Origin of the sequence: Aliiroseovarius sp. S1339 (assembly GCF_023195695.1) — a bacterium.
GTDB lineage: Bacteria > Pseudomonadota > Alphaproteobacteria > Rhodobacterales > Rhodobacteraceae > Aliiroseovarius.
In genome coordinates, this window is sequence record NZ_JALPQG010000004.1 from 332,829 (window position 1) to 356,667 (window position 23,839).

The 23,839-nt window shown below is 59.4% G+C and carries 22 protein-coding genes and 1 tRNA gene; 11 read left to right on the forward strand and 12 right to left on the reverse strand.

Features of this window, described 5'->3' with window-relative positions; genetic code table 11:
- Positions 1–52: 52 nt before the first annotated feature.
- Together MUY35_RS08300 and MUY35_RS08305 are read right to left on the reverse strand one after the other, a co-directional pair.
- Positions 53–1,018, reverse strand: a complete 966-nt coding sequence (locus tag MUY35_RS08300; protein ID WP_248365654.1) for an MBL fold metallo-hydrolase — start codon at positions 1,016–1,018, stop codon at positions 53–55.
- 77 nt (positions 1,019–1,095) lie between these two features.
- Complete coding sequence (locus tag MUY35_RS08305; RefSeq protein WP_248365655.1) at positions 1,096–1,683, reverse strand: riboflavin synthase; 588 nt, start codon at positions 1,681–1,683, stop codon at positions 1,096–1,098.
- Between the two features lie 212 nt (positions 1,684–1,895).
- On the opposite strand from MUY35_RS08305, the gene MUY35_RS08310 reads away from it, so the two are divergent.
- From MUY35_RS08310 to MUY35_RS08320, 3 genes are all read left to right on the forward strand, one after another.
- Positions 1,896–3,212 (forward strand): capsule biosynthesis protein CapA, encoded by a 1,317-nt coding sequence (locus tag MUY35_RS08310; RefSeq protein ID WP_248365656.1) that lies wholly within the window; start codon positions 1,896–1,898, stop codon positions 3,210–3,212.
- A gap of 141 nt (positions 3,213–3,353) precedes the next feature.
- Positions 3,354–4,454 (forward strand): polysaccharide biosynthesis/export family protein, encoded by a 1,101-nt coding sequence (locus MUY35_RS08315; RefSeq protein ID WP_248365727.1) that lies wholly within the window; start codon positions 3,354–3,356, stop codon positions 4,452–4,454.
- Between the two features lie 13 nt (positions 4,455–4,467).
- The gene (locus tag MUY35_RS08320) at positions 4,468–6,528 is read left to right on the forward strand and encodes a capsular polysaccharide biosynthesis protein (protein WP_248365657.1); all 2,061 of its coding nucleotides are present in this window, start codon (positions 4,468–4,470) and stop codon (positions 6,526–6,528) included.
- Here MUY35_RS08320 and ribD read toward each other — a convergent pair.
- Both ribD and nrdR read right to left on the reverse strand, forming a co-directional pair.
- A complete protein-coding gene (ribD, locus tag MUY35_RS08325) occupies positions 6,513–7,613 on the reverse strand; it encodes a bifunctional diaminohydroxyphosphoribosylaminopyrimidine deaminase/5-amino-6-(5-phosphoribosylamino)uracil reductase RibD (protein WP_248365658.1) in 1,101 nt (366 codons plus the stop codon). The two genes, MUY35_RS08320 and ribD, sit on opposite strands and share 16 nt — an antisense overlap.
- A complete protein-coding gene (gene nrdR / locus MUY35_RS08330) occupies positions 7,610–8,080 on the reverse strand; it encodes a transcriptional regulator NrdR (RefSeq protein ID WP_248365659.1) in 471 nt (156 codons plus the stop codon). The genes ribD and nrdR overlap by 4 nt, the downstream gene beginning before the upstream one ends.
- 217 nt (positions 8,081–8,297) lie before the next feature.
- On the opposite strand from nrdR, the gene MUY35_RS08335 reads away from it, so the two are divergent.
- Positions 8,298–8,501, forward strand: coding sequence for a dodecin family protein (locus MUY35_RS08335; protein ID WP_248365660.1), 204 nt, complete (start codon positions 8,298–8,300; stop codon positions 8,499–8,501).
- Positions 8,502–8,578: 77 nt separating this feature from the next.
- Here MUY35_RS08335 and MUY35_RS08340 read toward each other — a convergent pair whose 3' ends face one another.
- The 5 genes from MUY35_RS08340 to MUY35_RS08360 all read right to left on the reverse strand — a co-directional run bounded on the left by MUY35_RS08340 (position 8,579) and on the right by MUY35_RS08360 (position 15,011).
- Positions 8,579–9,007 carry a hypothetical protein gene (locus MUY35_RS08340; protein ID WP_248365661.1) on the reverse strand — a complete coding sequence of 143 codons (429 nt, stop codon included), beginning with the start codon at positions 9,005–9,007 and terminating at the stop codon, positions 8,579–8,581.
- A 127-nt stretch (positions 9,008–9,134) separates the two neighbouring features.
- Positions 9,135–9,560: a secondary thiamine-phosphate synthase enzyme YjbQ gene (locus tag MUY35_RS08345; RefSeq protein WP_248365729.1), complete on the reverse strand. Its 426-nt coding sequence runs from the start codon at positions 9,558–9,560 to the stop codon at positions 9,135–9,137.
- Between the two features lie 671 nt (positions 9,561–10,231).
- Positions 10,232–12,223 carry an RNA polymerase sigma factor RpoD gene (gene rpoD / locus MUY35_RS08350; protein WP_248365662.1) on the reverse strand — a complete coding sequence of 664 codons (1,992 nt, stop codon included), beginning with the start codon at positions 12,221–12,223 and terminating at the stop codon, positions 10,232–10,234.
- A 180-nt stretch (positions 12,224–12,403) separates the two neighbouring features.
- Entirely contained in the window at positions 12,404–14,371 is a 1,968-nt protein-coding gene (dnaG, locus tag MUY35_RS08355; protein WP_248365663.1) for a DNA primase, read from the reverse strand.
- Positions 14,372–14,423: 52 nt separating this feature from the next.
- Positions 14,424–15,011 (reverse strand): TetR/AcrR family transcriptional regulator, encoded by a 588-nt coding sequence (locus MUY35_RS08360; protein ID WP_248365664.1) that lies wholly within the window; start codon positions 15,009–15,011, stop codon positions 14,424–14,426.
- A 107-nt stretch (positions 15,012–15,118) separates the two neighbouring features.
- Here MUY35_RS08360 and MUY35_RS08365 point away from each other — a divergent pair, with 107 nt between their 5' ends.
- The 7 genes from MUY35_RS08365 to MUY35_RS08395 all read left to right on the forward strand — a co-directional run bounded on the left by MUY35_RS08365 (position 15,119) and on the right by MUY35_RS08395 (position 21,077).
- Entirely contained in the window at positions 15,119–15,406 is a 288-nt protein-coding gene (locus MUY35_RS08365) for a hypothetical protein (RefSeq protein ID WP_248365665.1), read from the forward strand.
- 111 nt (positions 15,407–15,517) lie between these two features.
- Positions 15,518–16,810 carry a homoserine dehydrogenase gene (locus MUY35_RS08370; protein ID WP_248365666.1) on the forward strand — a complete coding sequence of 431 codons (1,293 nt, stop codon included), beginning with the start codon at positions 15,518–15,520 and terminating at the stop codon, positions 16,808–16,810.
- A 10-nt stretch (positions 16,811–16,820) separates the two neighbouring features.
- Entirely contained in the window at positions 16,821–17,549 is a 729-nt protein-coding gene (locus tag MUY35_RS08375) for a ceramidase domain-containing protein (protein ID WP_248365667.1), read from the forward strand.
- Positions 17,550–17,636: 87 nt separating this feature from the next.
- Positions 17,637–18,608: a class II fructose-bisphosphatase gene (gene glpX, locus MUY35_RS08380; protein ID WP_248365668.1), complete on the forward strand. Its 972-nt coding sequence runs from the start codon at positions 17,637–17,639 to the stop codon at positions 18,606–18,608.
- Positions 18,608–19,165: a cysteine hydrolase family protein gene (locus MUY35_RS08385; protein WP_248365669.1), complete on the forward strand. Its 558-nt coding sequence runs from the start codon at positions 18,608–18,610 to the stop codon at positions 19,163–19,165. Before glpX ends, MUY35_RS08385 begins: the two co-directional genes overlap by 1 nt.
- Positions 19,162–20,910, forward strand: a complete 1,749-nt coding sequence (gene recJ, locus MUY35_RS08390; RefSeq protein WP_248365670.1) for a single-stranded-DNA-specific exonuclease RecJ — start codon at positions 19,162–19,164, stop codon at positions 20,908–20,910. The genes MUY35_RS08385 and recJ overlap by 4 nt, the downstream gene beginning before the upstream one ends.
- A 92-nt stretch (positions 20,911–21,002) precedes the next feature.
- Positions 21,003–21,077, forward strand: a tRNA-Glu gene (locus MUY35_RS08395).
- 337 nt (positions 21,078–21,414) lie between these two features.
- Here the strand turns inward: MUY35_RS08395 and MUY35_RS08400 are convergent.
- The 3 genes from MUY35_RS08400 to MUY35_RS08410 all read right to left on the reverse strand — a co-directional run bounded on the left by MUY35_RS08400 (position 21,415) and on the right by MUY35_RS08410 (position 23,795).
- Entirely contained in the window at positions 21,415–22,422 is a 1,008-nt protein-coding gene (locus tag MUY35_RS08400) for a diguanylate cyclase (RefSeq protein ID WP_248365671.1), read from the reverse strand.
- Positions 22,419–23,015 carry a heme NO-binding domain-containing protein gene (locus MUY35_RS08405; protein ID WP_248365672.1) on the reverse strand — a complete coding sequence of 199 codons (597 nt, stop codon included), beginning with the start codon at positions 23,013–23,015 and terminating at the stop codon, positions 22,419–22,421. Before MUY35_RS08405 ends, MUY35_RS08400 begins: the two co-directional genes overlap by 4 nt.
- Before the next feature lie 84 nt (positions 23,016–23,099).
- Complete coding sequence (locus tag MUY35_RS08410; RefSeq protein ID WP_248365673.1) at positions 23,100–23,795, reverse strand: HAD family hydrolase; 696 nt, start codon at positions 23,793–23,795, stop codon at positions 23,100–23,102.
- Positions 23,796–23,839: the final 44 nt, after the last annotated feature.

The window sequence follows — 23,839 nt, forward strand, 5'->3', positions numbered from 1 at the left end:
CACTCAATCAAGGGGAGAGTTATGTGTGACGAGAGAAAAATCAAGCCGGAAGTTAAAACTGCCAAAGCGCCGGAACGAACTGGAACGCCTCGCCCACGCGGCGCACATGGCCCACGCCGGGGAATGGGAAGTGATAGCCCAGCACAGCAATCCGGTCAGACGCCGCCATGTCGAGGATCTTGCGGCGGCTGGTCACCGTCATGTCGCCGTCGTCATCCGTCTCGTTATACCAGTCGGGATGGGCGAAATTGGTGTAGGCGTTGGTCAGCGCGTCGCCGGTGGCGATCAATTGCTGCCCGCCGCTGTCGATCATGACCGACAGATGGCCCGGCGTGTGGCCGGGGCTGTCGAGCAGTCGCACGCCCGGCACGACCTCGGTCCCGTCACCTGCCAAAGTCCATTCCACACCTTCCGCGTTGATCGAGTTGACCGCGCCCACCACGAATTGCTGGCGTTCGGCGCTGACCTGATCCACCAGACCGTCCTGCAGCCAATAGGCGCGCTCGGCCTCGCCGATGATGTATTCGGCGTCGGGGATAATTGGTTCGTCGAAGTCGTCGCGAATGCCCCAGATATGGTCCGGGTGCGCGTGAGTGATCACCACATGGGTGATCCCCATTGGGTCGATCCCGGCGGTTTCCAAGTTGCCCATCAACCGCCCGGTCGTGTCAAACCAACGGGTGCCAGAGCCGACATCGATCAGCACCCGTGCCTCGCCAGTTTCGATATAAAGGTGGTTGGTGTGGGAATAGCCACGTTCGGGATCAAGGTAATGATCCTTCAGAAACGCAATCTTTTCATCCTCGGGCGCGTTGATCGCAAGCCCGCTGCCGGGCAGCGAGAAATAGCCATCCGACACCACGGTCAGTCGCGCGTCGCCCAGCGTGAAGCTGAAATGTGCCGGGTTGCCAGCGGTCGGCGCCCCCAACATGGCGCGCGCGGTGGCGGGCATGGCGAAGGCGGGTGCGATGGCGGCTAAGCGCAGAAGGTCACGGCGGGTCGGGCGGATCAGGGTCATGGATGGCTCCGTCTTGGGTCAGGCGTTCAGCCGATCATATGCCTGCATCCGAATATGTCAAAGAGAACCGCGTCCGGTTACCCGCAGTCCGCGAGCCGCGCAACGTAGCGCGCCAGCGTGTCAATCTCCAGGTTCACCCGGTCGCCGACCTTCGCCTGCCCCCAATTTGTCACCTCTTTCGTATGTGAAATCAGGTTCACGCCAAAGTCGTCGCCCTCAACCTCGTTCACGGTCAGAGACGTACCGTTCAGTGCCACAGACCCCTTGGGCGCAATGAACCGCGCCAGATCGGACGGCGCGCGGAACCGCACACGGGTGCTGTCGCCTTCGTCGGTCATCGCGGTGATCTCGGCCACGCCATCCACATGGCCCGACACGATATGCCCGCCAAGCTCGTCGCCCACTTTCAGCGCGCGCTCAAGGTTTACCTTATGCCCGACGGCCCAATCACCCAGATTGGTTTTCGACACGGTTTCTGCCGATATTTCAACGTCATACCAAGTATCGCCCTGCGCCACGACCGTCAGGCACACCCCGTCCGAGGCAATGGACGCACCAATGTCGATGCCGCTTGTGTCATAGGCAGTTTCGATGCGCGCGCGCATGTCGCCCGCTTGCTCCAGCGCGGCGATGCGGCCAATATCGGTGATGATGCCTGTGAACATGATCTCTCCTTGCCATCGGCATGTGTTGTCTTTGACCTAGCGCGCCCCGGCGGTCTTGCCAAGCGGTTCGCACTGCGCGCGCGTGCGCCACATCTATGCCCGGCCATAATATCGCCCAAAGGGATGGTTAACAGAACTGAAAGGTTCCCCTTCCAATAAAAGGCAAGGCAGTCCAAAAAAGGGTTAACCCTTGGACAACCGGGGCAGATGGCATGAAGCAGACACATGGACACCAGATGAGCATGATCACCGGCCAAGAACGACGTTTCCTGTTCCTGCAGGGTCCGCATGGGCCGTTCTTTTGGCAATTGGGACGAATGCTGCGCGCGGCCGGTGCCAAAGTGTGGCGCGTCGGCTTTAACAAAGGGGACGAGGTGTTTTGGCGGGACCGCGCCACCTTCCTTCCCTTCCGTGACCCGCCTGCAGCATGGCCTGACCGGTTTGCCGAACTTCTGGATCAGCACGCCATCACCGATATCGTCCTTTACGGCGACACCCGCCCAATCCACGCGCAAGCGGTCGAGATTGCGCGCGCGCGCGGGCTGGGCATTCATGTGTTTGAAGAAGGCTACCTGCGCCCCTATTGGGTCACCTATGAGCGTGAAGGCTCGAACGGCAATTCGCATCTTATGCAGATGAGCGTGGAGCAGATGCGCGAAACGTTGGCCAATGCAGAACTTGATATCCCGGAAGCGCCTGCCCATTGGGGCGACATGCGCCACCATGTCTTCTATGGCGCACTGTATCATTGGTTCGTGATGTTTGCGAATCGCCGTTATCGCCACTTCCGCCCGCACAGGGCGCTTGGCGTCGGGCACGAACTGAACCTATATTTGATGCGACTTTTGTTAATGCCATTTATTGCCGCAGACCGTATCGCCGCGACGTTACGCATCAAGTATGGCGGCTTTCCATATCATCTTGCGCTGCTCCAGCTAGAGCATGACTCGAGCTTTCAAAAGCACAGCCCTTTCAATACTATGTCTGACTTTCTTGAAGTGGTTATTGAAGGATTCGCCAACGGCGCGCCGACCCATCATCACCTTGTGTTCAAAGCCCACCCGCTGGAAGATGGGCGCGTGCCTCAGCGCAAGGAAATCCGCCGCATAGCACTGCAATACGGCGTCAGCGACCGTGTGCATTATGTGCGCGGTGGCAAGTTGGCGAAGCTGCTGGATGGCGCGCGGTCGGCAGTGACGGTGAATTCGACCGCCGCGCAACAGGTGTTGTGGCGCGGTCTGCCGTTGAAGGTGTTTGGCGCTGCCGTCTATGACAAACCCGAATTTATTTCAACGCAACCGATCGAGGAATTCTTCGCCCTGCCGACCCGCCCTGACAGCCGCGCCTATCGCGACTATCGCCACTATCTGCTGGAAACCAGTCAGGTTACCGGCGGCTATTACGCGTCGCGCGGGCGGCGTCAACTTCTGCGACAGGTGGTTGATATGATGCTGGCGGCCGATGATCCCTATCAGGCGCTTAAGCGTGGGACAGCGGCACCTCGGCAACAGTTGCGCGTCGTAAATTAGGACTTCAGCTAGGAAATACTGGATTCACAAGTCGCTGACCCGTAGGTTCGCGGAGTATAAATCGAGGCATCACGTAAAGAAGGAGCCCGAGCAGTGAACATCGTTGGCAAGAGATGGGTCCGCACAGCGGTCCTTTGTGCGTTGGTTGTATCGCTCGGTGCATGTGGATTGCCCCGAACCGGTCCGAACAGGGCTGAATTGATCGCTGGATCAGACCAGGGAACAAATGACGCCATCACCGTATTGGTAAATGATCACGTCAACCGCGCAACAGCTGTTGTTCCGCAACTGGGTTTCAGCAAAAATTTCGCCGACGCACCGCTGGTCGGATCCGATACGATTCAGGCGGGCGACACGCTGGGCATCTCGATCTGGGAAAACGTGGACAATGGCATCCTGACCACCGCAGGCGCGCCTGCGTCGCTGGAAGAGGTGCAAGTCGACGGCTCTGGCTTCATTTTCATTCCCTATGCTGGCCGCATCAAAGCCTCAGGCAATTCGCCTGAGGCGATCCGCCGGATCATTACCCGCAAACTGGCTGAGCAGACACCCGACCCGCAGGTTTTGGTGCGACGCCTTGCCGGTGACGGCTCCACCGTCACCATCACAGGCGCTGTCGGCGGCCAAGGCGTCTATCCGATCGAACGCCCGACCCGTACGCTGAACGCCATGCTGGCCAAGGCTGGTGGCGTAGCGATTTCACCCGAGATTGCAAAGATCAAGGTCAACCGTGGCAACCAAACCGGCGAAGTGTGGTTCCAGGATCTGTTCGATCACCCGCAAACCAATATCGCCCTGCGCGGCGGTGACCGCATTCTGGTCGAAGAAGACACACGCTCTTACACCGCATTGGGCGCGACTGGCGGCCAAAGCCGCGTCCGGTTTGAGACACAAACCTTGTCGGCGATGGAGGCGATTGCACAAGTGGGCGGCCTTTCATCGGCAGCCGCCGACCCCAAAGGCGTGTTTATCTTGCGTGACGAAACCGCCGACATTGCCAATAATGTTCTGGGGCGCAATGACCTAAGGGGAACACAGCGCATGGTCTATGTGCTGAACCTGACTGAACCCAACGGCATGTTCACCGCTCGTGATTTCATCATCCGTGACGGTGATACGGTTTATGTGACCGAAGCGCCCTATACGCAATGGACAAAGCTACTGTCCGCACTGACCGGGTCGTTGGCAACAGCAGGCTCGATCGCGTCGCTGAACCAAGCCGTGTCCGGGTCCAGCAATTAATCCCGAGGGCAGTATGGCCCAATCGCAAGACATCGTGAAAGCCGCTGAAGGGTCACCCCTTCGGCGGCTTTACGTTTACAATGGTGGTTTTCTGACCCAATCGCGCATCCGCCGCATTCTTGCGCTGGCGGGTTGGGACGTCCGCGTCGGCCTGCCGAAAGAGGGCGAACATGTCGGCACATGGGGCAAAAGCCCAACCTCCGGGCGGGGCGAGGCCGTTGCCAGCCGCCGCGATGCACCTGTCATCCGGGTGGAGGATGCGTTCCTGCGATCCATCCAGCCCGGCCGCTCGGGCGAGCCGCCGTTGGGCCTTTTGATCGACGATATGGGGGTTCATTTCGACAGCGCGCAGCCATCGCGTCTGGAACACATTCTGGCGACGGATCCCTTGGACAACAGCGACATTTTGCGCCGGGCGCGCGATGCGATGGACAGGATGCGCCGCGCACATCTGTCGAAATACAACGCTTTTGACCCGGCCCTGCCCGTGCCCGACGCGCCTTATGTGCTGGTGATTGACCAGACACGCGGCGACGCCTCGATCACCCATGCAGGCGCGTCCGAAAACACGTTTCGCGAAATGCTGGTCGCCGCACGGCTGAACCACCCCGACGCGCGCATCCTGATCAAAACCCACCCCGAAACCACGCTGGGCCATCGCGAAGGCCATTACGGGGTAGAGGATGAGAACGATCAGGTGCTGCTGATCGCGAACCCTGTCAGCCCTTGGGCGCTACTTGAAGGCGCGCAGGCGGTTTATACCGTCAGCTCTGGCCTTGGGTTCGAAGCCATCTTGGCGGGCCACAAGCCCAACGTATTCGGCCAGCCCTTCTATGCGGGTTGGGGACTGACCGTGGATGACCGCCCGGTGGATCGCCGCCAACGCACGCTGACCCGCGCGCAATTGTTTGCGGGTGCGATGATCCTGTATCCAACATGGTACGACCCCTTTCGCGATACACTGTGCGAGATTGAGACAGTGCTTGATACGTTGGAAGCCCGCGCCCGCGCTTGGCGCGAGGATCACAGGGGCTATGTCGCCAGCGGGATGCGCCTGTGGAAACGCCGCCCCTTGTCGGATTTCTTTGCTGCGGGTCCGGCGATGATCTTCGACGACAATGCAGCGCGCGCCGCTAAGGGAGCCACCGATGTCGGACGACCTTTGATGGTGTGGGCAGGTAAAGCACAGCCCGAACACCTGCCCCACGCCCCCCTGTTGCGGATCGAGGACGGGTTCCTGCGGTCGCGCGGGTTGGGGGCCGAGCTCGTGCCGCCGCTATCGCTGGTGCGCGATGATTTGGGCATCTATTACGACCCGACCCGCGAAAGTCGGCTGGAACGATTGATTTCAGATGCGACCACTCTGCCCGATTATGCCCGCGCAAGGGCGGAACGTCTGATCGCCCGAATTACCGAGTTGGGTTTGGGTAAGTACAACCTCGACCGCCCCCTGCCCGCTGCGCTTTCAAACCTGCCCAATGGCCACCGGATATTGGTGCCCGGTCAGGTTGAAGACGACGCCTCGATCCGCTTGGGCACCGACGCGATCGCGACGAACCTTGCGTTGTTGCAGCGCGCGCGTGCCGACAATCCAGATGCCGTGATTATCTACAAACCCCATCCGGACGTCGAAGCAGGACTGCGCGCAGGCGTGATCGCGCCCGACGACGCGCGCGCCCTTGCCGATCTGGTAGCGGATGATGCCGACCCTATCGGCCTGATCGAAGCGGTGGACGAGGTCTGGACCATGACTTCGACACTTGGGTTCGAAGCCCTTTTGCGCGGGCGAAAAGTCACCTGTCTTGGCACGCCGTTCTATGCGGGTTGGGGGCTGACCATCGATCTGGGCGACATCCCCGACCGCCGCACCGCGCGGCCTGATCTGATCGCGCTGACCCATGCCGTCATGATCGACTATCCACGCTACCACGACCCGGTGACCGGAACGGCTTGCCCGGTCGAGGTGGTGGTGGACCGTCTGGCTTCTGGCACACGTTCAAACGCAACATTTGGCACCCGGCTCTTGGCAAAACTGCAGGGGTTTTTCGCCAGCTACGCCTATCTCTGGCGCTGACGCCAACGGTGCAGAATGTCACCGCCGATGGCGCGTGTCTCAACCAGATCAAAGCGCGGGGCATCAGACAGCCGACCAATCCCCATCGCTGCCAGTGACGGCCGCCCTTCGGCCCCAAGCGCCACCCCGGCGGTATAGCCCACAAGCTCGTCCACCACATGCGCCAACAGAAGCGAGGCCGCCAGACTTCCGCCCCCTTCGCAATAGACGCGGGTTAATCCACACGTGCCAAGCGCCTCTAACACGGACATGGGGTCAAGCGCGCCCTGCGCTTCACCGACCTCGATCATTTCCGCGCCGATCCCTGCCCATGCCGACACAAGCTCGGGTGCTGCGCGCCGGCCATGGCAGATCCAGACCGGAACATCGCGCGCGGTTCGGGCAAGCTGACTGTCTAGCGGAAGGTCCAGATGGCGCGACAGCACGACGCGGATCGGTTGGTGGGCAACACCAAGCCCCCGCGCGGTCAAGGCCGGATCATCCGCCCGCGCTGTTCCCGCCCCGATCATCACCGCATCGTGGGTGGCGCGCATCGCATGAACATGGCGGCGCGCCCGTTTTCCGGTGATCCATTGGCTATCGCCCGATGCCGTGGCGATCCGCCCGTCAAACGAGCTGGCCAGTTTCAGCGTCACCATCGGGCGGCCTTGCGTCACACGGGTCAGAAACCCCGCCAAATCAGCGCGGGCTTCATCCGCGCAAAGGCCGACCTCAGCTTCAACCCCAGCGCTGCGCAACATATCCAATCCGTCACCGTCCACACGCGGATCGGGATCGCTGATCGCAACAACAACCCGCACGACGCCCGCGTCGATCAACGAAGCCGCGCAGGGCGGTGTTTTTCCGTGATGGGCGCAGGGCTCTAATGTGACATAGGCGGTCGCACCGCGCGCCGCCTGCCCGGCCTGCGCCAGAGCCACCGCTTCCGCATGGGGACGCCCACCGGGTTGGGTCCAACCACGTCCGACGATCCGGCCACCGTTGACGATCACGCAGCCCACCGCCGGGTTTGGCGCGCAACGCCCAAGACCCCGCCGCCCGAGCGACAGGGCCAAACGCATGTAGCGCAGGTCAGATTGGGTCACTCGTCTTCTGGCGCGACGTCTGGACGAAGCTCGCTTACGAACTTGTCAAAGTCGTCGGCAGCCTGGAAGTTTTTGTAAACACTGGCAAAACGCACATAGGCAACCGTGTCGATCCGGGCCAGGCTCTCCATCACGATTTCACCGATCGTCTTTGACGGAATGTCTGTTTCGCCCAGACTTTCCAGCCGTCGCACGATACCCGAAATCATCTGATCAATGCGTTCGGGTTCTACTGGGCGTTTCTGCATTGATATGCGGATTGAACGTTCCAGCTTCTCGCGATCAAAGTCTTCGCGCCGACCGTTTGTTTTCACCACAACAAGGTCACGTAGCTGCACGCGCTCGTAGGTGGTGAACCGCCCTCCGCAGGCCGGACAGAACCGGCGACGGCGAATGGCGACGTGATCTTCCGCTGGGCGGCTATCTTTCACCTGGGTATCAATATTTCCGCAAAACGGACAGCGCATCGGCCTTCCTCTTCTCTGTCTTGACCTCGGTATTTGGGTCTTTCGCCCAGTTATCCACAGGCACTATAGGGCAGCCTCTAGGTCTTGTGTAGTGGGAAATCCGCCCCCCAACATGCGCGATTCCCCATGAAAAGGGGAAAGTTTGATTTCCCTTCCCCTACAACACGTGCGCAGACTGGCACACTGTGCTGCAAATTCAAATTTTAGGAGACTACACATGTCTATCGCACGCGTGACCGAAATTTCCGCCACCTCGCCAAAAAGCTTTGACGATGCCGTCGCTAAGGGGGTCGAACGCGCTTCGGAAACCCTGCGCAATGTCGCCAGCGCATGGGTGAAAGAACAATCCGTCAAAGTCGAAAATGGCAAGGTTGCCCATTACCAGGTGAACCTGATGGTAACCTTCCTGCTGGAAGACTGATCGCACCATATGAGACCAAACGAGCGCCCCGTGCACAATAGCCGGGGCGCTTTTCATTTTGCGGCCGTCCAGTCAGCCTACTGCTGAATTGACTGCAGATAATAGACCAAGCTTAAAATGCGGCCATGGACGATCTCTTCAGCCGATATGCCTGGATGAAACGCTTTGGGCGTTGCTTCTGCTTCGTAAATCGAACCCCAGACCGGCATGTTTCTATCACCGTGGCCCTGAATCTCGCGAACCCCACTGATCGAATTGTAGACCCTTTCAAGTGGGAAGATCCCGTCATTGTTTTTAGCGAGAAGTTGCAGATTGGATGGACGTTCCTGAAACATCTGTCCGATGTCACCATCCCCCAATCCGACCGTGCCGTGACAGACGGTACAGCTTCTTTCGAAAAGTATTTTGCCAAAGCTAATGTCCTGTGCGTTTGCCATTCCTCCGAAGAGAACGCTTGAAAGCACGGCGACAACCGTTACTCCGATTTTTGGTTTCAATGCAGTCATTTCAAATCCTCCCAACATGTTTCAGCCAAGGGCAAAGATTTTGGAGACATCGTTGCCCCCTCGCCGTCTCAAAAAAAGCGGCTAGCTTCAGCTTACAATAGTATTCAGATTCTGGCGTTGAGGTGGATCAATCGTCGCGCATCACATGCGCAGCGACGTATCGCGTGTGGGGCGCATTGCGATGTTCAAACAAACAAATGCCCTGCCACGTTCCCAAGACCAAGCGCCCTTCCGACACCGGAATGGATAGGCTGACCGGCAACAGCGCGGCCTTGATATGGGCCGGCATATCATCCGGACCTTCATAGGTGTGGGTCAGATAAGACATGGACGGGTCGGTTGTCGGCGGCACCATGCGATGCAGGAAGTTTTGCAGATCGGTCTGCACCTCGGGATCGGCGTTTTCCTGTATGAGCAACGAACAGGACGTATGCCGGACAAACAGCGTCAGCAGGCCGTCGCCTAAGTGCTGGTCTTCAAGCCACCTGACAACATCAGCCGTGAATTCATACAGGCCGGGGCCTTGCGTCTCTATCGAAAAACCGTGTCCCATGGCTTCGATATGACGCCACCTGGGTGACGCACGCAAGGCCCCCTTCCTTCGTTTTTCCGACACCTGAAGCGATCAAAGTCAGGTCGGCCGGGCCGGCACCCCACCGCCTTTGTTCGCGTGAGTGGTCTGCCCCAAAGCGCCGGAAAACGCGGGATTCTAGAACGGAAGCAGAGCGGGACGTCGTACTACGTGTCCATCCTGCCGCCGGGTTTCCAGTGTCAAAAGCGCAAGTAGCCGCCCGGATCTAACGTCCGGTCGACGATTGCACTGTGCCAGCCGCTCATGAAAGTTCGTGGTCGGACCCTCGGGACCCATTGCGTATGTCTGCGCGCCTACCATCTTACGCATTATATTCCCCAGTCAAAAAGCTCTTGCGGTAAAACAAAGTGATCGTTCAATATCTTCACATTGTCGCCACATTTCCGCCCCATTTCAAAGGAAACCGATGCACCACGCCTATAAAACGGTGAAAACAAACTGTTTCCTTGCCGGGTTTCGTTTCATGGGGGAAAAGAGAATATTTTATTCGCGAATAGATAGGCTTACGCCAGCGCATCGCGCCCAAAGCTCACATCATGCTGCAGATTCGCAGACGCCGGGTGACGAAGGACTCGTGCTGCAAATGAGGCAGAAATGTGGCGCGCAACCGAAGTCCGGCCGCGCGATATGCTTTATTGATCCAGGAAAGACCGCAGTTTGCGCGAGCGGCTCGGGTGCTTCAGCTTGCGCAGCGCCTTCGCCTCGATCTGGCGAATACGTTCGCGCGTCACGCTGAACTGCTGCCCCACCTCTTCCAAAGTGTGGTCGGTGTTCATGCCAATACCAAACCGCATTCTGAGCACACGTTCTTCGCGCGGCGTCAGTGAGGCAAGAACCCGTGTCGTGGTTTCCTTGAGGTTTTCCTGAATGGCGCTGTCCAATGGCAGCACGGCATTCTTATCCTCGATGAAATCGCCCAACTGGCTGTCTTCCTCGTCCCCGATGGGGGTTTCAAGGCTGATCGGTTCCTTGGCGATCTTCATCACCTTGCGCACTTTCTCAAGCGGCATTTGCAGCTTCTCGGCCAGCTCTTCCGGCGTCGGTTCGCGGCCAATTTCATGCAGCATCTGACGGCCAGTCCGCACCAGCTTGTTGATCGTTTCGATCATGTGCACCGGAATACGGATAGTGCGGGCCTGGTCGGCAATCGAACGGGTGATCGCCTGACGGATCCACCACGTCGCATAGGTCGAGAACTTATAGCCGCGGCGGTATTCGAACTTGTCCACCGCTTTCATCAGGCCGATGTTACCTTCCTGAATAAGATCAAGGAATTGCAGGCCGCGGTTGGTGTATTTCTTGGCAATCGAGATGACCAGACGAAGGTTGGCCTCGACCATTTCCTTCTTGGCTTGGCGGGCTTCTTTTTCGCCCTTTTGAACCTGCTGAACGATACGGCGGAACTCGGGAATGTCGACGCCGACATACTGACCGACCTGCGCCATGTCACCGCGCAGCTGTTCGACCTTGTCTGTCGAGCGTTCGATAAAGCCCTGCCATGCGCGACCCGATTGGTTCGCCATGTCTTCAAGCCACGTTGGGTCCAGTTCACGCCCGCGATAGGCGTCGATGAATTCACGGCGGTTGATCCGGGCTTGGTCGGCCAGTTTCACCATCGCACTGTCAATCGACATGATACGGCGGTTGATGCCATAAAGCTGGTCAACCAGCGCTTCAATCCGGTTGTTGTGCAGGTGAAGTTCGTTCACCAACTCGACGATTTCCGAGCGCAGTTTCTGATAAGCGCCCTCTTCTTTCTTCGAGAAGCTGTCATCTTCGTTCAGGGTCGCGGACATCCGCAAATCCTGCATTTCCGACAGCTTGTTATAGTCGCGCGCGATCAGTTCCAGCGTTTCAAGGACACGCGGCTTTAGCGCAGCCTCCATCGCGGCAAGCGACATGTTGGCGGCTTCATCTTCGTCGTCATCATCGTCATCGGTGACAATCGGGTTGCCATCAGCGTCCAGTTCCGGCTCGGCTTTTTTCTTTTCATCAGACGTCGTCGCGCCATCAATACTGGGGGCTCCCGCAACACTTGCCGTATCGTCGTCTTCCTCCATCGCGTTGCCAAAAGTGGCATCAAGGTCGATAACGTCGCGCAGAAGAATGTCTTCGCTCAGAAGTTCGTCGCGCCAGATCGTGATAGCCTGGAAGGTCAGAGGGCTTTCACACAGCCCCAAAATCATTGTGTTGCGACCCGCTTCGATCCGCTTGGCAATCGCGATTTCGCCTTCGCGGCTCAGCAGTTCAACCGATCCCATTTCGCGCAGATACATGCGGACGGGGTCGTCGGTGCGATCAAGCTTTTCGGTTTCTGCGGTGGAAACGGTGACTTCGCGCGCGCCCGCCTGTGTCACCAGATCGGTCGAGCCCTTCTCTTCTTCTTCCGCTTCTTCATCTTCAATGATGTTGATGCCCATTTCGGACAGCATCGACATTACGTCTTCGATTTGCTCGGAACTGACCTGATCTGGCGGCAACACCTGATTGAGCTGGTCGTAGGTGATGTAGCCCTTCTCGCGCGCCTCGGCGATCATCTTTTTGACCGCTGTTTGGCTGACGTCGGCCATTGGCTCGTCGTCCTGGTCGTCTTTGCGGTCGTTGGCGGTGTCCTTGGCGGCCATGGGCCCTCCTTGCACTTGGCTTGGCGGATATGGAACATCGGGCGGTGCCCTTATGATGTCCCACCACGTAGGTGATTCGGGTTGGCCGAATCATCACCTCGAATCGGTGATTCGCCAACCCATGTATCGCGTATTCTTTGCCGGGTCTTTACCAAAAGGCCAGACCTGTCGGCAGTGTTGCTATTTCCCCTTACTTTTTGAGGGGTCGATTTGCGCCAACAGCCTGTCCAGCGCGTCGCGTTCGGTGCGATTCATGAGCGTCCCGTTATCGGCGACCTCATAAGTTGTTTTGTCTTCGGTCTGGCTGCGTTGCGCGTTGCGCTGCGCCTCGGCCGCCTGCCCCAGACGCCATGTCATGCCCTCGTCCGGCAGCGTGTCCATATCATGGGCAGCATCAGCCACCTCGCGTTTTAGCCCGCGTAACGCCTCCAACTTCATGAGTTCCTGATTAAGGCAAGCCTCGACGATCTCGTCATCGTCGGGATGGCGCATTGCGGGGTTAATGCGCACATGGTTGAGCGCATAGAGTTTTTCAAGGGCAGCCACCCCTATTCGTTCGGTGATAGTGCGTTCCAAAACCTCTGCCCCTTCATGGGCGTGACGCAACAGGATACGCTGCAAAGCGCCATGATCCGGGCCGATCATATCCAACCGCTCCATCCGGCTTTCCACCAGTTCCAGCTTGTCAGGCCGACGGATCAAAACCGCAAGGATCACCGCCTCGCGCAGCACCTCTTGCGCTTGATCGTCCGCGGTCGCCAGCAGCGAGCTCTTGGTGGATTGCAGCACTGGTGGCGTTTGCGTCCAGCCGCGCCCTTTGCCGGGTGTCCATGAACCACGCGCTGCACCCTGCCCTTTGGGTCGCGCGCGGAACAACTCCCACCGTTTGTCTTTGATCGCCTGACCATAGTGTGATCGGATCGAGGGGTCTTGAATGCGGGCAATCGCTGTGCGCAGATCCTTGTCCAACGCCGCTTTGCGTTCGGGACTGTCGAAGTTTTTGCCTTCGGTTTCGCGCCGCCACAGCAGATCAACCATGGGGATCGCACCGTCAATAAGGGCCTGCATAGCTTGCGGGCCGCTTTCCTTCAGCAGATCGTCCGGGTCTTTGCCTTCAGGCATGAGAGAGAACCGCAAACTCTGCCCGGCTTGCAGCAGTGGCAGCGCGTTGTCGATCACCCGCATGGCAGCATTCAAACCAGCGTTGTCCCCATCCAGCGCGATGATCGGTTCAGGTGCGATGCGCCACAAAAGGCGCAACTGGTCTTCGGTAATCGCTGTGCCAAGCGGGGCAACGGTTGCCTCAAACCCGGCCTCGGACAGGGCGATCACATCCATATAACCCTCGGCTACAATCAAGGGCTGCCCCTTGCCTGCCGCCTCGCGCGCCGGGCCGTGATTGTAGAGGCTGCGGCCTTTGTCAAACAGGTCCGTTTCCGGTGAGTTCAGGTACTTTGCATTGTCATCCGGGTCCATCGCACGACCGCCAAAGGCTATCGCACGCCCACGGGCATCACGGATCGGAAACAAGATGCGATTGCGAAAGGTGTCATAGGGCTTGCCACCCTTCGAGCTGGGCTTGGCCAGCCCAGCCCCAAGGATCAGGTCATCGGCGACGCCCTTGCTTTTCAGGTGATCCCATAGATCCTGCCACGCATCTGGCGCATAACCTATTTCCCACCGGTCCAGTGCGGCATCGCTTAGCCCCCGCCGCGTCAGATATTCGCGCGCTGCCGTGCCTGCACCGGTTTTCAGCATCAGCCGGAAATGGTTCACGGCCATTTCCATCACCTCAACCAACAGCGTGCGGTGATCCGCCTTTTCCTGTGCTTTCGGGTCGCGGGCGGGCATTTGCATCCCGGCTTCACCTGCCAGAATCTCGACCGCTTCCATGAAGCCGACATTTTCCGTCTCGCGCACAAAGGAAATTGCGTCGCCCTTCTGGTGACACCCAAAGCAATAATAATACCCTTTGCGGTCATCCACATGAAACGACGGCGTTGCTTCCTGATGGAACGGGCATGGCGCCCACATATCACCCTTGGCCTGATTGGATTTTCGCTGGTCCCAAATGACCTTGCGCCCGACAACCTGTGACAGGCTCAGACGATTACGCAATTCATCTAGGAAACCGGGTGGCAGTGACATGATCTATATATCGGCGTGAAGGCCGCCAGAGTCCAGTGGCAGACGCGCAGGTTTAAGCGCCGACGGCACCGCGCACCATGTCCCAATAGATATCGGCAACAGCCTCGCGCGACAGCCGCCCGCCTTCGCGATACCACGTGTTGACGCCGGTCAGCATCGCGATCAGCGCCATCGTCGTCAGGCGGATATCAGGCGCGGTGATCACACCTTCGCCGTGCCCTGCATGCAAGATCGCCTCTAACTCGCCCTCATAGGTGCGGCGCAGCGCCTCGATCGCCGCGAAGTTTTCGTCCGAAAGGTTGCGAAGCTCCATATACGCGATGAACACCGCGTCGGGGCGTTCAAGGTGAAAGCGGATGTGAAACCGGGCGAAGGCCTCTAGCTGCGCCAGCGCGCCGTCGCCTTTGGGTTCAGCCTTCCATGCGGCCAGCAGGTCATCCATATGCGCCTGCATCAGGTCATAAAGCAGGCTTTGCTTGTCTTTGGTGTACAGATAAAGCGCCCCGGCCTGCACGCCGACCTCAGCCGCGATCTGGCGCATCGACACGGCGGCAAAACCATGCTGCGCAAACAGCGCAAGCGCGGCCCTGCGCACCTTCGGGCCTGTGATTTCGCTGTGTGATCCGGTTTTGCGTGCCATGGGGCTTTGATAACTGAACACTTGTTCAAATCCAACCCATTGCAGCACTTGCACCGCAAAGCTATGGTCGCGTCAGCCCAACGGGCCTGAATTGGAGACCGCCACCCATGCCCCTGCGCCCCCTGATCTTCACCGCGATTCTGCCCGGCCTGCTGATGGCCTGCGCGCCTGCGCCGGATTTCCCTGCGGGTGCAGCCGCAAACGCGCCTTTCCCGAAGATTGTCCCGGTCGACCAGATACAGTCGCAGTTGCCGGTCCAGCAGGGCGACGACGGGATATCGGCATTGGCTGCACGCGCCGCCGATCTGCGCACGCGCGCTGCGGCCATGCGTGGCACCTCGGTGGTTGACCCGGCGACCGAAGGCGAGTTGCAGGATGCGCTGGACCCGTCCTAAGCCGACCCGCCACCGCCAGAAAATTCCCCAAACCTGACCCCTGCGGATTGCACCGCGGGCGGCCATTGGATACACGTCGCCAAATGACCATTTCAGCCGACGGAGAGTGACATGAGTGACAACAGCCCCCTGCGCCTTGGGATTGCAGGTCTTGGCACCGTCGGCATCGGCGTGATCAAGATCATTCGCCGGCAAGCGGCCCTGCTGGAAGATCGCGCCGGGCGCGCCGTCGTGATCACCGCGGTCTCGGCCCGGTCGCGCGACAAAGATCGCGGCGTCGATCTGTCTGACTATGCGTGGGAAGACGACCCTGTCGCGCTGGCAAAACGCGACGATGTGGACGTGTTTGTCGAATTGATGGGCGGGCACGAAGGCCCGGCCAAAGACGCCTGCGAAGCCGCGATTGCCGCCGGAAAAGACATCGTCACCGCCAACAAGGCCCTGCTGGCACATCACGGGCAGGAGCTTGCGTTGGCCGCCGAAGCGGCCGATGTGCGTCTGCGGTTTGAGGCTGCCGTCGCAGGTGGCATCCCGATCATCAAAGCTCTGACCGAAGGGCTGGCAGGAAACGAGATCAGCCGCGTCATGGGCGTCATGAACGGCACGTGCAACTATATCCTGACCCAAATGCAGGCGACCGGACGCGGCTATAATGCTCTGTTCGAAGAATGCGCCGAGCTGGGCTATCTGGAAGCCGACCCCAACCTTGACGTGGGCGGGATCGACGCGGGCCATAAGCTGGCGATCCTGTCGTCCATTGCCTTTGGCACGCAGGTCAATTTTGACGCGGTCGAGCTTGAAGGCATCCAACGTATCCTGCTGGAAGACATCGAACACGCCGCCGAAATGGGCTATCGCATCAAGCTTCTGGGGGTCGCTCAGATGACAGGCCGCGGGCTGGAACAGCGCATGAGCCCCTGCCTTGTGCCCGACGGCTCGCCCTTGGGGCAGCTTGAAGGCGGCACCAACATGGTCGTGATCGAAGGCGATGCAATCGAACAGGTCGTGCTGCGAGGCCCCGGAGCGGGCGAAGGCCCGACCGCCAGCGCCGTCATGGGCGATGTGATGGACATTGCGCGCGGCTTCAAGGTTGCGACATTCGGCCAACCAGCGGACACGCTGCGCCCGGTGACGGGCGTGAAAGCAATGAAACCTGCGCCGTTCTATCTGCGCATGGTTCTGCTGGACAAACCCGGCGCGATGGCGAAGGTGGCGGCGGTGTTAGGCGACGCTGGCATCTCAATCGACCGGATGCGTCAGGTCAGCCATGACCAGAAACTGGCACCTGTGCTGATCGTGACCCACAAATGTACCCGCGACGCGCTGGATACGGCGCTGGTTGGTCTGGCGAAAACCGGGGTGGTTGACGGCGACCCTGTCGCAATTCGCATCGAAGAGGTCTGAGACCCGCGCGATGGATTGGTTCACCGCCATCGATATCTATTGCGAACGCACCGGGCCCGAATATTGGGCCGAGCCGCTGAATGCCTTGTCGAACCTGTCCTTCATCGCCGCCGCCCTGTGGGGCTGGGTCGAGGCGAAAAAGCGGGACCGCACGGATGTAATGACCGTGATCCTGATCGCGCTGGCAGCGATGATCGGCGTCGGCAGCTTCCTGTTTCACACCTTCGCAAACACATGGTCTGAACTGGCCGATGTGATGCCGATCTGGACGTTCGTGTTGCTGTTCGTGCTGGTCGCAATCCACCGGATCGGCGGCGTGCGCCCCGGCCGCATTGCGATTGGGCTGGCGCTGATTGTCGGTGTAATCGCTGTGCTGTTTGCCTTCGGTGGTGATGGAAGCGGCAGCCAGACCAGCGCGGCGTCCACGCCATCCACGCAAACCCATGACCACTCTGCCTCGGCAAACACACTTCTGAATGGGTCCGAACAATACCTGCCAGCGGTTCTTGCCCTGCTGGCCTTCGCGTTTCTCAGCCATCGAAAGGGTCACCCGATTGCCCCTTGGGTTGCCGCTGCCACTGCGACGTTCATGGTGTCCCTGACGCTGCGCACGCTTGACATGCACCTCTGCGCAATCTGGCCGCTTGGCACGCATTTCATCTGGCACATTCTGAATGGCACGATGATTGCGCTGCTGTTTCAGGGGCTCATCCGAAGCCGTGACGCGCGTGCTGCATAAACGGGCGAAAACCCGGCAAATCCCTTGCCCCTGCCCCCCACGGGCTCTAAACCCGTGATCAAACATTGACAGTAAGGATTGCCCCTCATGGCCGATAAAGTCGTTTTCCAAGATCGTATGCTTTCGCTGGGTCTGGCCCGTGTTTCCGAGGCCGCCGCGATGGCCAGCGCCACACTTGTGGGGCGCGGCGATGAAAAAGCAGCCGATCAGGCCGCGGTCAACGCCATGCGCGATCAGTTGAACCTGCTGGACATCCACGGCACCGTGGTCATCGGCGAAGGTGAACGCGATGAGGCCCCGATGCTGTATATCGGCGAAGAGGTTGGCACCGGTGACGGCCCCGCCGTGGACATCGCACTGGACCCGCTGGAAGGGACCACGCTAACCGCGAAAGACATGCCCAACGCGCTGACCGTGATCGCCATGGCCCCGCGCGGCACACTGCTGCACGCGCCTGATGTCTACATGGAAAAGTTGGCGATTGGGCCGGGTTATCCGACAGATGTGGTCAGCATGGACATGGCACCCGCTGAACGGGTCAAGGCGCTGGCAAAAGCGCGGGGATGTAGCATGGCGGATATCACCGTCTGTGTTCTGGAACGCCCCCGCCACGAAGACATGATCGAAGGCATCCGGTCAACCGGCGCGGCCATCCGCCTGATCACCGATGGTGACGTAGCTGGCGTGATCCACTGCGCCGAGGCTGAGATTACCGGCATCGACATGTATATGGGCAGCGGCGGCGCACCCGAAGGCGTTCTGGCGGCCTCGGCCCTAAAATGCATGGGTGGGCAGATGTGGGGGCAGCTAACCTTCCGCAACGACGACGAACGCGGCCGCGCGGCCAAGGCCGGCATCACCGATCTGGACCGCATCTATACCCGCGACGAAATGGTCACTGCAGATGTGATCTTTGCCGCCACCGGCGTGACCGATGGATCGGTCGTTTCCGGCATCAAACGCGAGCCGGGCTTTCTGACCACCGAAACGCTGCTCATGCGGTCGAAAACCGGGTCTGTGCGCCGGATGATTTATCGCAATCCCGTCTCGGCCAGCTGATGGCAGACGCACGGGCGCTCATCTTGATTGATATCCAGAAGGGGTTTGATGATCCCGTTTGGGGCGCCCGTAACAACCCGCATGCCGAAGCAAACGCCGCGCGACTTCTGACCCATTGGCGGGCCAATTGGTGGCCCGTCTTTCACATCCAACACCTGTCTGTCACCCCCGGCAGCCCGTTAAACCCAACAGGCGGCGCGGTTGACTTCAAAACCGAGGTGACACCCCTGCCCAATGAGCCGGTGCTGACCAAGCGTGTGAACTCGGCCTTCATCGGCTCGGATCTTGAGGATCGATTGCGCAGCGCCAACATTACCTCGCTGGTGATCTGCGGGCTGACAACGCCCCATTGCGTCTCAACCACCACCCGCATGGCCGCAAACCTTGGCTTTGACGTTAGCCTGCCCCATGACGCCTGCGCGGCCTTCGCAGGAAATGCCGACACAGGTTGGCGCGACGGCCCGCCGCCCACGGCGCAAGACATCCATTCCGCCGCGCTTGATCATATGAACGGCGAATTCGCCGATGTCTGCACAACGGAGGAGGTGCTGGCGTGAGCAGTTTTCTGGGTGTCGATAGCTCGATCTCAGGGCGCCGCTGGATTGGCCCGTCAACCGAAGTGGACCGCCAAGCCGAGGCATTGGCCCAACACACCGACCTGCCCGCCCCGCTTTGCAAAGTGCTAGCTAGGCGCGGTGTGCCCGCCGAGGAACTCGCAGGGTATCTGGACCCAACCTTGCGTGACCTGCTGCCCGACCCTCGTAAGATGAAAGACATGGAGGTCGCCGCCGCCCGTGTCCTGCAAGCCCTTGATCAGAAAGAAAACGTCGCCGTCTTCGCCGACTATGACGTTGACGGCGCAACCTCGGCAGCGCTTCTGATTGACTGGTTTCGCCATTTCGGGCGCGCGGTCACCCTCTATATCCCCGACCGGATCAACGAAGGCTATGGCCCCAACACCCCCGCGATGGAGCAACTGGCCCAAAACCACAGCCTGATTATTTGCGTCGACTGCGGTACATTAAGCTTCGAGCCGATCGCCGCCGCCCGCGCCAAAGGGGCCGATGTCGTGGTGCTGGATCACCACCTTGGCGGCGAGGCTCTGCCCGACGCCAACGCTGTGGTGAACCCAAATCGACAAGACGAAGCTGACGCGCCCGGATACCTGTGTGCAGCGGGCGTCGTCTTCCTGCTGCTGGTCGAACTGGGACGCGTGTTGCGCGAAGCGGGACGCCCCGGCCCGGACCTGATTTCCATGCTTGATCTTGTGGCCCTTGGCACCGTCGCCGATGTTGCCCCGCTGACCGATGCCAACCGGGCCTTTGTGCGGCAGGGTTTGAAAATCATGGCGCGGCGCACCCGCCCCGGCATGGTCGCGCTGGCTGATGTGGCTGGCCTGAACGAAGCGCCGCGCGCCTATCATCTTGGCTATCTGATGGGGCCTCGGGTGAACGCGGGCGGGCGGATCGGTAAGGCTGATCTTGGCGCGCGCCTCTTGTCGACCGCCGACATGAACGAAGCCCGATTAATCGCGGAAAAACTAAATGAACTCAATGCAGAACGGCGTGATATTGAAGCACGCGTTCAAGACGCCGCAATCGAACAGGCCGAAGCACGCGGCGTGGACGCCCCACTGGTCTGGGCCGCCGCTGACGGCTGGCACCCCGGCGTCGTCGGCATCGTCGCAAGCCGTCTGAAGGAAGCCACCAACCGTCCAGCCGTGGTGATCGGATTTGACGGGGACGAAGGCAAGGGGTCTGGCCGGTCTGTCACCGGGGTTGATCTTGGTGCTGCGATCCAAAGGCTTGCCGCCGATGGTCTGATTGCCAAAGGGGGCGGTCACAAAATGGCCGCCGGACTTAGCTTGACACGCGACCAGTTGGACCCTGCGATGGAGCGATTGTCAGAGCTGCTCGCCAAGCAAGGAGCCGGTGATTTAGGCGCTGCCGACCTGAAAATCGACGGTCTTTTAATGCCTTCCGCCGCCACCGTCGAATTGATCGAAACGTTAGAGCAAGCCGGCCCCTTCGGCGCGTCTGCCCCTGCGCCGCGCTTTGCCTTTCCGGACGTACAGATCCTGTTTGCCAAGCGGGTCGGCCAAAACCACCTGAAAGTCAGTTTCGGCGACGGACTTGGCAGCCGGATCGACGCCATCGCATTTGGTGCATTTGACAGCCCGCTTGGCACGATGTTGGAACAACATGGAGGCCAACGTTTCCATTTGGCGGGGCGACTCGAGCTCAACCAATGGCAGGGCCGTACCAGTCCCCAATTGCGACTGGAGGATGCCGCAAAAGCCTGATTTTCATGGACCTTCCAGTTTTTTCAAAAAAGCTGAGAATCCCCCTTGCACGGCCCGGACCTTTCTCATAAAAACCCCCTCACCGACAGAGTGGCCCGTTCGTCTATCGGTTAGGACGCCAGGTTTTCAACCTGGAAAGACGAGTTCGATTCTCGTACGGGCTGCCACTTTCTCCACATAGGTTTGAAAACAGCGTTGGATCAAGGCATCTTACTCGTCGTGCTGACCTGCGGATTTTCTGCATTATTGCGCGGTGCGGCGTCGGTTGAATACGTCGCGAATCTCTGGACGGTTGTGAACACCAGTAATCACGCCTGCGTCGGTGCACGGGATTTAACAGCAAACAGGCCAGAGGTGCGGACAGGACCTGTGTGATCCCTCACCCGCGATCGCTTCCCGCGAGCGCTCTTGCTTTAACGCCCCCTAAACCAGCTTGAGGTTGGTGCCGAATTTGCGCATCAGCCACCTAGAACGGCATCAGGATGTGGCTCCGTTCGCTGATGGTCAGGCACGTTGTACGGTCACGCGGAATTCGGGTCGATAAAGGGTCATGCACGCGCGGCCTTTGTCTTTTGACATGTAAAGCGCGAGATCGGCATCGGCGGTCATCTGTTCCGCAGTGACTGGATCGTAGTCGTTACTGCGCGCGATACCGATGCTGGCCGAAATTCGGCATCCCTGCCCCTCAAAAACCATTGGGCGTTCAAGCCGCGCGATGATGCGCTTGGCGATGTTTTCCAACACCGTCTCATCCGTAAGCCTACCAAACAGTATGACGAATTCGTCGCCGCCGACGCGCGCCACCATATCTGTTTCCCTCGTCTGATCCGTCAGTACCCGAGCCACCTCGCGCAGGACTGCGTCGCCTGCTGCATGGCCCAGCGTGTCGTTTACCGCTTTGAAGAAATCGAGGTCGATATGCATCAGCGAAAACTGCGCACCCTTCGCAATGTGACGGTTCAAATTGGCATCAAAGGCACGCCGGTTTTGCAATCCGGTTAACCCATCGGTCATCGCTTCGACCTGGGCTTCTGCCTTTTCGTTGTGAAGGCGGTGGGCAAGTTGTGTGGTCGCCTCCATCGCGGCGGTTTTCGCCTCCACCAGATAGAGCATTTCAACCGTCAGGTCCGTCGGCGCAAAATCTGAACCCGCAAGTTTGTAACGCGCTACCGCTTCAACGACCGAATAGCCGAAAGACAGGTTCATCAGCACTTGATTGTTGCCCGGCAACACCGCCACGGCACCCACCATCGTGGTGCCTGACCCGTCTTTCAGGCGCAGATAGACCTTGGTGTCGCCCATTGCCCGAACGTCGTCCATCGAGCGAACCACCCGTGGACGCCGAAGTTCAAATAAGGAAAAGACGCTGCGCCCCACCAAATCGGTGCCGAACACTTTGACGATCGTAGGGCCAGCATGGCTAACGCGTGCGGCATTATCAAGCAGCAGGTGCATCGGCATCATCTGGTCCAACGTATGCGGCTCAATCGGAATTGATGGTTCTGCGATCATGACATGCCCTCAGCGGCAAGGTGGAAGGCGCGCCCCTTGCCGTGGCGCATTTCCAGCAACTGAACCGAGATTTTTTCGCATTGATCCTGACGACCGAGGTGTTCCAGATAAGCAAGCGCGCCGTAGTCGTCCGCCAACGCCCGAAGGACGCCCAGAAGAATATATCCTACGCCGTGCGAGAGGTTGCGGCAGGTAATTTGAAATTCCTCGGCGGTGATCTCATCCACTTCTATTTCTGGCAGGTCAAGATCCGGAACAGCGAGCTGCGCCCTGCCCCGAAGGTCTTCAAGCGAATGCAGAAAATCGGTGTAGTTGACACCGCCAAAGCGCAGCAAACGGCGGACCCGCTCGACCCGTTCATCTGTTACAAGGAAGGTGCCGAAATCTTCAAGCAAGGTATCGGCGGGCTTGTCCAACTGGCGCGCGGCTTCTGTTACCAACGCGTTTGCAAGGTCTACATCATAACGAAACAGCGGCTCGAAACTGTCATATCCAAGGTCCAGTTCGCGCATGATGTCACGCCACCGCCCAGCCCCATATGTGAATATGAGGAACCCTTCGAAACACCAGAAAATCAAACCATGTATTGTCATAACGCACTCGTTTCAAACGCCACGTTATCAGCCGAGTGTAAACAAACCGGAAATGCGCAACCGACCTATATACCGGTCTGGTGTCTAGCTGTGCGCTGCATCCAGCCAACCGGGAATATGCCCGATATCGTCCAGAACAATGTCAGCATATGGGGCCAATTCCCGTTCGCTTGCCAGCCCCGTCAACACGGCGATAGTTTTCATTCCAGCCGCCCGCCCAGCGTGAAGATCGTGCAGGCTGTCGCCGACCATCGCAACACGATCGGGCGCAATCCCCGTCGCGGCTGCAAATGCCAGACAGGGGCCCGGTTCGGGTTTCACGCCATAGCCGCTGTCATATCCGGAAATGAAGTCGAACAGATTGGTGACACCAGCAGCCTCCAGATGCGCCCGTGCGGGACGTTCGGCATCATTGGTGGCGACGCCGATCTTCAGTCCGCGCGCGCGCAGGCTCGCAAGATAGGGCGCAAGTGCGACGGCTTCGATCTGGGGCGCGACGGCGGCTTCTTCGTTAAGGAGTGTTTCCAACGCTTCGGCGGAATAGGCGACATGTCGCCGAAGCTCTGCGACGATCTGGGACGGGGTGCCGGCGATGACGACACTGTTGCGCTGAAAGCTTTGCGCGTCAACATCATATCCGATGTCCCGGCCGATCAAACGGGCGCGACCTATGTCCCCATCGGTCAGCCGCAAAAGCACGGCATGCGCCCAGCTTTCCCAAGTCGCCTCGAACAGGAACAACGTGCCGTCTTTGTCGAAAAGCAGTGCGTCAACTGGCATAAAACCTCACTCTGGTACTGAACCTATCATATTGTATTTCAATT

Bases quoted from the DNA above. Each gene is read 5' to 3' on its own strand.
- MUY35_RS08305 (WP_248365655.1), bottom strand. From the start codon at position 1,683: ATGTTCACAGGCATCATCACCGATATTGGCCGCATCGCCGCGCTGGAG.
- MUY35_RS08320 (WP_248365657.1), top strand. From the start codon at position 4,468: ATGGCCCAATCGCAAGACATCGTGAAAGCCGCTGAAGGGTCACCCCTT.
- MUY35_RS08400 (WP_248365671.1), bottom strand. From the start codon at position 22,422: ATGATCGCAGAACCATCAATTCCGATTGAGCCGCATACGTTGGACCAG.
- nrdR (WP_248365659.1), bottom strand. From the start codon at position 8,080: ATGCGCTGTCCGTTTTGCGGAAATATTGATACCCAGGTGAAAGATAGC.
- MUY35_RS08340 (WP_248365661.1), bottom strand. From the start codon at position 9,007: ATGACTGCATTGAAACCAAAAATCGGAGTAACGGTTGTCGCCGTGCTT.
- MUY35_RS08345 (WP_248365729.1), bottom strand. From the start codon at position 9,560: ATGGGACACGGTTTTTCGATAGAGACGCAAGGCCCCGGCCTGTATGAA.
- MUY35_RS08385 (WP_248365669.1), top strand. From the start codon at position 18,608: ATGGCAGACGCACGGGCGCTCATCTTGATTGATATCCAGAAGGGGTTT.
- MUY35_RS08370 (WP_248365666.1), top strand. From the start codon at position 15,518: ATGAGTGACAACAGCCCCCTGCGCCTTGGGATTGCAGGTCTTGGCACC.
- MUY35_RS08410 (WP_248365673.1), bottom strand. From the start codon at position 23,795: ATGCCAGTTGACGCACTGCTTTTCGACAAAGACGGCACGTTGTTCCTG.
- MUY35_RS08375 (WP_248365667.1), top strand. From the start codon at position 16,821: ATGGATTGGTTCACCGCCATCGATATCTATTGCGAACGCACCGGGCCC.
- MUY35_RS08300 (WP_248365654.1), bottom strand. From the start codon at position 1,018: ATGACCCTGATCCGCCCGACCCGCCGTGACCTTCTGCGCTTAGCCGCC.
- dnaG (WP_248365663.1), bottom strand. From the start codon at position 14,371: ATGTCACTGCCACCCGGTTTCCTAGATGAATTGCGTAATCGTCTGAGC.
- MUY35_RS08335 (WP_248365660.1), top strand. From the start codon at position 8,298: ATGTCTATCGCACGCGTGACCGAAATTTCCGCCACCTCGCCAAAAAGC.
- MUY35_RS08365 (WP_248365665.1), top strand. From the start codon at position 15,119: ATGCCCCTGCGCCCCCTGATCTTCACCGCGATTCTGCCCGGCCTGCTG.
- rpoD (WP_248365662.1), bottom strand. From the start codon at position 12,223: ATGGCCGCCAAGGACACCGCCAACGACCGCAAAGACGACCAGGACGAC.
- glpX (WP_248365668.1), top strand. From the start codon at position 17,637: ATGGCCGATAAAGTCGTTTTCCAAGATCGTATGCTTTCGCTGGGTCTG.
- MUY35_RS08360 (WP_248365664.1), bottom strand. From the start codon at position 15,011: ATGGCACGCAAAACCGGATCACACAGCGAAATCACAGGCCCGAAGGTG.
- MUY35_RS08310 (WP_248365656.1), top strand. From the start codon at position 1,896: ATGAAGCAGACACATGGACACCAGATGAGCATGATCACCGGCCAAGAA.
- MUY35_RS08405 (WP_248365672.1), bottom strand. From the start codon at position 23,015: ATGACAATACATGGTTTGATTTTCTGGTGTTTCGAAGGGTTCCTCATA.